The sequence below is a fragment of the uncultured Abyssibacter sp. genome, assembly GCF_964000955.1.
In the GTDB taxonomy this organism is placed as follows: Bacteria; Pseudomonadota; Gammaproteobacteria; order Nevskiales; family OUC007; genus Abyssibacter.
In genome coordinates this window covers 1-7,208 of record NZ_CAXFCL010000251.1, presented here as the reverse complement: position 1 = coordinate 7,208, position 7,208 = coordinate 1, and the positions used below count along the sequence as shown (strand labels likewise).

At 65.4% G+C, this 7,208-nt stretch carries 5 protein-coding genes and 1 pseudogene; 2 read left to right on the top strand and 4 right to left on the bottom strand.

Going from position 1 to position 7,208, the window contains the following annotated elements:
• The 3 genes from ABNS06_RS12255 to ABNS06_RS12245 all read right to left on the bottom strand — a co-directional run.
• A partial coding sequence (locus ABNS06_RS12255; RefSeq protein WP_348674885.1) for a response regulator occupies window positions 1-773 on the bottom strand: 773 nt, incomplete at its 3' end.
• A gap of 117 nt (window positions 774-890) precedes the next feature.
• Window positions 891-2,129 (bottom strand): hypothetical protein, encoded by a 1,239-nt coding sequence (locus tag ABNS06_RS12250; RefSeq protein WP_348674884.1) that lies wholly within the window; start codon window positions 2,127-2,129, stop codon window positions 891-893.
• Window positions 2,119-3,495 carry an undecaprenyl-phosphate glucose phosphotransferase gene (locus tag ABNS06_RS12245; protein ID WP_348674883.1) on the bottom strand — a complete coding sequence of 459 codons (1,377 nt, stop codon included), beginning with the start codon at window positions 3,493-3,495 and terminating at the stop codon, window positions 2,119-2,121. Before ABNS06_RS12245 ends, ABNS06_RS12250 begins: the two co-directional genes overlap by 11 nt.
• A gap of 223 nt (window positions 3,496-3,718) precedes the next feature.
• Between ABNS06_RS12245 and ABNS06_RS12240 the strand changes: the two genes are divergently transcribed.
• Window positions 3,719-5,161: a Wzz/FepE/Etk N-terminal domain-containing protein gene (locus ABNS06_RS12240; protein ID WP_348674882.1), complete on the top strand. Its 1,443-nt coding sequence runs from the start codon at window positions 3,719-3,721 to the stop codon at window positions 5,159-5,161.
• 22 nt (window positions 5,162-5,183) lie between these two features.
• A complete protein-coding gene (locus ABNS06_RS12235) occupies window positions 5,184-6,533 on the top strand; it encodes an O-antigen ligase family protein (protein WP_348674881.1) in 1,350 nt (449 codons plus the stop codon).
• A gap of 30 nt (window positions 6,534-6,563) precedes the next feature.
• On the opposite strand, the pseudogene ABNS06_RS12230 reads toward ABNS06_RS12235, so the two are convergent.
• A pseudogene (locus ABNS06_RS12230) lies at window positions 6,564-7,208 on the bottom strand (hypothetical protein); the annotation flags it as partial.

The window sequence follows — 7,208 nt, the reverse complement described above, 5'->3', positions numbered from 1 at the left end:
TTCTCCACCGCGCCCGGATCGCCGCGGCCGGAAAACTGTTCCAGCAACTGCGCCAGCGCGCTGACATTCGCCGGCTTGGTGAAAAACGCGTCGGCGCCGGAATCGACCGCCCAGCGGCGGGCGCGGACATCGGTGCGCTGCGACAGGTAGACCAGACCGGGCTTGTAGCGCAGCCGGGCAACCATCGCCTCGGCGATCTGGAAGCCGTAGTCCTCGCCCTCGGTGAACATCAGATCCATCAGAATCGCCGACGGCCGGATGGTCGTGACCCGTTCCATCGCCGCGAAGGGATCGCTGAACCCGCTGACATCGAAGCCGACCGCCATCAACTGGCGGCTGAGGATGTCGACCATCGCCGGATCGTCATCCACCAGAATCACGCGCGGCATCTCGCGCAGCCGGCGCTGCTCCGCCTCACGCACCTGCTCCGCGTGGGGATCACCGGGCGGCGGGCGGCGGATGCAGGCGTCGAGCTCACGCAGCAGCCGATCGAAATGATCGACCACGGTCGTGGGCGCGGTGCTGCTGTCCCGGAACTGGAGTACCTGATCGAGCATCCGCGCCGCATCGCCCAGCTCGGTGAAGCCGTAGGATGCCGCCGAACCGGCCATGCGATGGACCAGCAGCTTGAACGCGGCGGTGCCCTCCTCCGACCAGTCGTCCTCGGCCGCCGCCGCGTGGGCCGCGACCAGATCGGTCCGCTTTTTGGTCAGCGAAGCGTGATAGCGCTGGACAAGCTGAGTCAGAGCAGCACGCGCATCAGCATTAAGCATGGAACCTCCAACCCGAAACACTGCCGCAGAGTCTGGCAACCCCCGGGTGAAGTGTCAGTGAACCGTCATTGTGCCGGCGATTAACGGGAGTTTCATCGCCGACGGAAGGTACCCGAGTCAGAACCCGATTCTGACGACCAGTCGCGAGACCCAGACGGCGTAGGAATCCCCCGCCACGTTCGAATCCCGGATTTCGCGCTCGCCGGACAGCCGCACACCCAGCCGCTCCAGCGGCTGCCAGATCATCGTGAGCTGGCCGCTGCGGAGGTCGTCCTTCTGCGCCGGTACGCCGGTTGCCGTGCCCGCCTCGGATTCGTAGCGGATCGCCCGCCATTCCCCCTCCAGCAGGAACTGCGTCTTGACTGACCAGCGCCATTCGATGCTGCTGCCGATGCCACTGTCGGTGGCGAAGTTGGCGTCCACCCGTTCGGTGGACCAGACCCGCCGGAACGCATTGAGCGACACGCGGGTGCGTCCGCTGATGTCGCGGCGGTAGTTGAGCCGGCCGGTGACGCCGGAGAAGTCGCGATCGGAAAACGGCGTCTGTTCGCGACGGGTCACGCCGATCGCGCCGTCGAAACTGGAGATCGCGGACGGTGTCCAGCGCGCGCGCAACTCGCCAGTGTATTGATCATAGGCCGTCGCCAGCCCCGCGCCGGTGGTCGCATCACGGTGCGGGTATTCCCCGTCCCGGTAGGTCAGCGCAAGACCGAGCTGGCCGACCGGGTCGCGGCGGTAGAAGCCGGCCAGGTCGAAGGCGTATTCATCCAGATCGAAGGCCGCGTTGGCCGGGTCCGAACCCGAGCGGGACGTGAACACCGAACTGAGTTCGACATGCCAGATCGAACTCAGGTGGTAGGCGCCGGCCAGTTCATAGCGTCGGTTCAGCGTGAACGACTGCTCGGCGCTGTCGCGGTAGCGAAAGTCATCCTGAGCGCGGTCCGCCGACGCCTGCACCAGACCGTCGAACCGCCGACCCCATTGCCAGTTCCACCGGCCGTCGACCTCGTAGGCCGTGTGGTTCAACTGCTCCAGCTCGTGGTACTGAAACCGCTGCACCAGACCGGTCAGATTCATCGATTGCAGTCCTGGCTCGAACTCACCGGTAAGCCCCACGGTCGCGATGCCGATGCCGTCGCCCATCCGCGTGCTGCCGTCCGGGCTCTGCGCGCTCAGGTCGGCCGCGTTCTCCGCCCGGAACACGTTGTCGTCATAAATCGCTTCCAGCACCGCGAACGGTGACAGGTCAAACAACTGGGCCTGGGCCGGCGTCACCGCGCCCAGCAACAGCAAGCCGCCGAGGAAGCCGCGAGCGAAGTGTCCGCGCAGCGCATGTCGGGCGCCGCTAATAGGCATTCTCGTCTTTGAAGATCATGATCAGTGTCATCACGACGATCTTCAGGTCCATCACCGGAGACCAGTTGCGGATGTACTGAAGGTCGTACTCGATGCGCTTTTCCATGCGGTCGAGGGTCTGGGTCTCGCCACGATAACCGTTGACCTGCGCCCAGCCCGTCACGCCCGGCTTGACCTTGTGCCGCGACATGTAGCCCTGGATGGCGCGCCGGTAGAACTCGTTGTGCGCCACCGCGTGCGGCCGCGGCCCGACGATCGACATATCGCCCTTGAGCACGGTCCAGAACTGCGGCCACTCGTCCAGCGACGTGCGCCGAAGGAACCGCCCGACACGGGTGACGCGCGGATCCGTCCGGCTGACCTGCTCGATCTTGTCGTCGTTCTCCATCACCGACATGCTGCGGAACTTGTGGACATCAAACTCCTCGCCGTTGAGCCCGTACCGGTGCTGGCGAAAGATGATCGGCCCCTTGGAGTCGAGCTTGATCGCCAGCGCGATCAGTGCCATCAGCGGCAGGCTGAGAACCAGCATCGTCAGTGAAAACGCGATATCGAACACGCGCTTGAGGATGCCGTCGACGCCATAGAACGGCGTATCGATCACCTCCAGCACCGGAATGCCTTCGATGTCGTAGATTTGCGCGGACATCATGGTGAAGATCTCCCCCGCCGGCACGTAGAACACCGACGCCGTGGTGTCCCCCAGCTCGTTGATCACACTTAGACCGCGATCGTAGGCACCCTCGGGCAGGCAGACGAAGACCACCTCGACCTTGTTGCGCCGGACATACGAGGCGGCCTCGGCGGCCTTGCCGAGATGTTCCACGTTCTCCAGCACGCCGCCGGTGCGGGCGGGTTCGCGGTCCTCGAAGTAGCCGACAAAACGATAGCCGGCATCCGGCAGCCGTTGCACCAGGCGTCTGGCGGCGTTGTTGACGAACAACACGACCGCGGTGCGTTGACGGCTGAGGCCGGGAAAGACCCGCAGCAAGCCGTAGCGCAGGATGATGTGCGCGACCAGCATGCAGATCGGTACGGCGGTGAACCACAGCGCGAGCACGCGCCGCGACAGCTCGTCGCCGATCTGCGCGAAAAAGCCTGCCATGATCAGGAAGGTGATCAGCAGCAGCCAGCGCCACAGCAGACGTGCGCCCAATGAGCCCGGGCGTCCCAACTGCCAGGCCGCCGTCCAGGGAACACCGCGCATCCCCACGAAGGCCAGCGCGCCGGCGATAAGCCCCGCGGCCTGATAAAGGCCGCTGAACGATTCGTTCAGAGCCAGACAGGAAGCGCCGAGCACAGCGTAGACCAGGACCGCGTACGCCACCCCATCGAGCATCCCCGTGCGGGCGCTCATCTGTGCCATCAAGACTCCCGTGGTTCCTTGTTCTATGAGTCGGTGCCGTGCCGTTACGCCGCCACGTCATGGTGACGGGATACCCCAGGCACTTCGAACAGCCCGCCGCGATCGCGTGATTCGGCCGTCACCGAATCCGATACGCGCGCGCCCATGGCGTCCGCACCGGGCCAATCATCGCAGACCAGACGCAATTGCGTCACTATTAGCCGGGTCACGCCACCGAACCGTCATGTCTCAAGCCAGCACCTCCGCCCCCGCGGCCATTCCCGATTCGCTGCAACCCGCGGTCATCAGCATTCCGCAACTCACCGCGATGCTGCTCGCCCGCTGGAAGCTGATCGTCATTCTGGGGCTCGGCTGCGCCCTCGTCGCGGCGGTGCTGAGCAAGCTCGTGCTGCCGAAAAGCTATACCGCCATCGCGACGGTGATGGTCGACTTCGAGGTCAACGACCCGCTGTCCCGACGCGAGTTTCCGGTGCACCTGACGGCGAGCTACATGGCCACGCAAATGGAGTTCATCCGCAGCCCGGAAGTGCTGGGCGCGGCGATCGATGAACTGGGCTGGGCATCGGACCCGGAACGGCTGGCCGGACTGCCCGGCCAGGACACCCCGGAGCACCGCCAAGCCTGGCTCCGCACCCAGATGGCGGAAAGCCTGTCGATCCGGCAGGGAGATGAAAGCCGTTTCATTTATATCTCCTTCACCGCCGAAACGGCCGAAGATGCCGCGCGCGGAGCCAACACGGTGGCGCGCAGCTACGTGCAGGCACAACAGGCCAAGCAGCAGGGCCCGGCCCGCGAGCGCGCGATCCAGGTGGAGAAGAAGCTGGAGACCCTGCGCGAACGAGTGGACAAGGCCGAGCAGCAGGTGGCCAAATTCCGGGATTCCTCCGGCCTGATCGAACTGGACAGCGACAACCGCGATCAGCAGCAACAACTCGTCGACCTGGAACGCCGGCTGTCCGAGGCCCGGGTCAGGCGCCGCGAGGCACAGCAGCGTCTGAACTACGCCATCAACTCGAATACCGCCGTCCTCGGGTCCCAGTTGATCCAGGAGATGAAGCGACAGGTCTCGACCCTGGAGGCGCGGCTCGCCGACCTGTCCACGACGCTGGGCCCCCGGCATCCGGACTACATCGCGCTCAACAACGAACTGAGCGCGGCCCGTCATCGTCTCAGCATCGAACTGGACAACTACGTGAACAACGCCAGGGCGGAGCTTTCGGCCGCACGGGCCCAGGAACGCGGCCTGGAGACCGAGCGCGACAACCTGAAAGCCGGGCTGCGTAGCGACCAGTCGACCAAGGAGGCCGGCGCCCAGTACCTGCGCGAGTTGAACACCGCCAAGCAGCTTTATGCCCAGGCACTGAACGAGTACGACACCGTCCTGCTCGGGGCCGGCACCGAATACTCCAACGCCAGCCTAGCCAGCCCGGCGCAGCCCCCCCTCCGGCCCACCGGGCCCAAGGCGAAGGTCAACACCATCGCCGGCGGATTGCTGGGCGGGTTCCTCGGTCTGGCGCTGGCGCTGCTGCTGGAGTTCTCCAGGCGACGCGTGCGCTGCAGAGCCGATGTCGAGCGGGAGCTGAATCTGCCGGTGCTCGGCGACCTGACCCGCAAGACCTCCGGCTGGCCGCCCAACCTGAACTTTCTGAGCCGCCGGCCGAGCTGATCGACCGGTCCGCGGATTTCTGATGCCGCCCACCTCAATCCATGTGGACCGCACGTTCTGGCGCATGAGCACGCTGCTGCTCGTCATCACCGTGGTGTTCCTGAACATACCCGCCGGCTTCGCCTGGCAACCGGTCGGCCTCAGCGACGGCACGGATACCAACCCCCTGCTCCGCCGGCTGCAATGGCTGCCGTTGTGGGGGCTCGCGGCGTGGATGATCACCCAGCGCATGGGCGTGGCCTCGCTGCTGCTGCGCCGGGCCAATCCCTTTCTCGTCGGCTTCTACCTGTGGGCGGCCATGTCGCTGGCATGGAGCGATCAGCTCGTTGGCTCGATCAACCGGCTCATCCAGCTTTACGCCATCCTGATGATCGCCGCGGCGTTCTGTGTCGCGAGCTGGGGGCGTTACCGCTTCGAACTGGTCACGCTGCGCGTGCTGCTCTGGCTGCTGGTGATCTCATTGATCATGGTCGTTGTAGTACCGCGTTACGCGGTCCACAACGATCTCGGATTGCAGGGCGAATGGGCGGGCATCACCACCCACAAGAACAAGCTGGGGCTCGTGTTTTCCGTCGCCATGATGCTCGCTACGTTCGCCTATGCATCGCGCTTCATCTCGCTGACCCGATTCCTGGCATCCGCCGCGCTGATCGGCGTCATTGCCATGGGATGCAGCTCGACCACGTCGATCGTGCTGGCGGTGCTCACCTCCGCCATCGTCTGGCTGACCATCCGCTCACCACTGGATGCCGACGGCAAGCTGCCGGCGCTGGCGGCTCTGGGCATCATCCTCGTCGGAACGCCCTACCTGATCGCGACACTGCTTTCAGCGCCCCCGACGATGATCGACATTCTCACTCCGGTGACCGATGCGCTGGGCAAGGACATCACATTCACCGGGCGCAGCGAGCTGTGGGGGCTGGTTCTGAGCGAGGCCAACCGCCATCCGATCATCGGGCGCGGTTATGGCTCATTCTGGCTGGGCCCCGGCGGGCCGTCTCAGTGGATCAGCGATCTGCTCAACTGGATTCCCTATCAGTCGCACAACGGCTACATCGACATCTACAACCAGCTCGGCCTGATCGGGCTGGGGCTGCTGCTCGGCTTTTTCGTCTGGCACTTCCGCCAGATCTGGCAGATCTGGCGTCATGATCGCCCCACGGCGGCGCTGCATCTCGGCCTGGTGATCTACGCGATCATCTCCAATATCACCGAGACCTCGATGTTCAGGCCGCCAAGCTGGATCGGCAGCCTGCTGGTGTTCTCCTCCGTCGTGCTCTCGCGCACCCAGCTTCAGCTTGAATTCGACGCGGCGATGCAGCGAATGCAACACGCGGACACAGCCGCCACCACGCACCGGCAGGAAACCTAGCTTCGACAACCCGGGACAGGCTCGGCGCGCTCAGGAACCGGAACCCGGCGCGTATTCCTCGTAGCGATAGGCCGAGAACGCGGCCAGCTTGCCTGCCTGCGCGTAGCCCTTGCAGAGCCATTGCGCGGACCGCGTGCGACTGAACGGCAGCAGCAAGGCGGCGGCGACAAAGCAGACACACAGCGCAATCACGCTGCGAATCAGGAATGCGAGCTTGTGCGCCGCGCCGACCTCGCCGAATCGCCCGTTCAGCTTGTTCTGGGCGTAGTTCTGGCCGCCGCGAAACGCGCGCATGCGCAGCCATCGCAGATTCTGCCGCGAGGCCGGCACCGGCTCGACGACCTCGGCCTCGTCGCACCAGACGAAGCTCATCCCGGTGCCGGCCAGACGCGACAGAAAATCGGAGTCTTCCCCACCGGTCTTGCCGAACACCGGATCGAAGTGGATGCCCGCGGCATCGACCGGCGGCCTGTGCAGCAGCAGGTTGCTGGTGCGCAGCTCGTTCCTGGGCACCGGCGTGCCGGTCGCGTGCCGGTTGCGGTCGTAGAATCCGCCCCGGCGCAGCCATGCCGGCGCCGTGTCGGGCAGCGGCGCGATCACCGGCCCCAGCACACCGTCGGCCGCATATCGTTCGGCTGCGCCGGCCATCCGTTCCAGCCACTGCGGCGGCGCCCA

Bases quoted from the DNA above. Each gene is read 5' to 3' on its own strand.
- ABNS06_RS12250 (WP_348674884.1), bottom strand. From the start codon at position 2,129: ATGCCTATTAGCGGCGCCCGACATGCGCTGCGCGGACACTTCGCTCGC.
- ABNS06_RS12240 (WP_348674882.1), top strand. From the start codon at position 3,719: ATGTCTCAAGCCAGCACCTCCGCCCCCGCGGCCATTCCCGATTCGCTG.
- ABNS06_RS12235 (WP_348674881.1), top strand. From the start codon at position 5,184: ATGCCGCCCACCTCAATCCATGTGGACCGCACGTTCTGGCGCATGAGC.
- ABNS06_RS12245 (WP_348674883.1), bottom strand. From the start codon at position 3,495: ATGGCACAGATGAGCGCCCGCACGGGGATGCTCGATGGGGTGGCGTAC.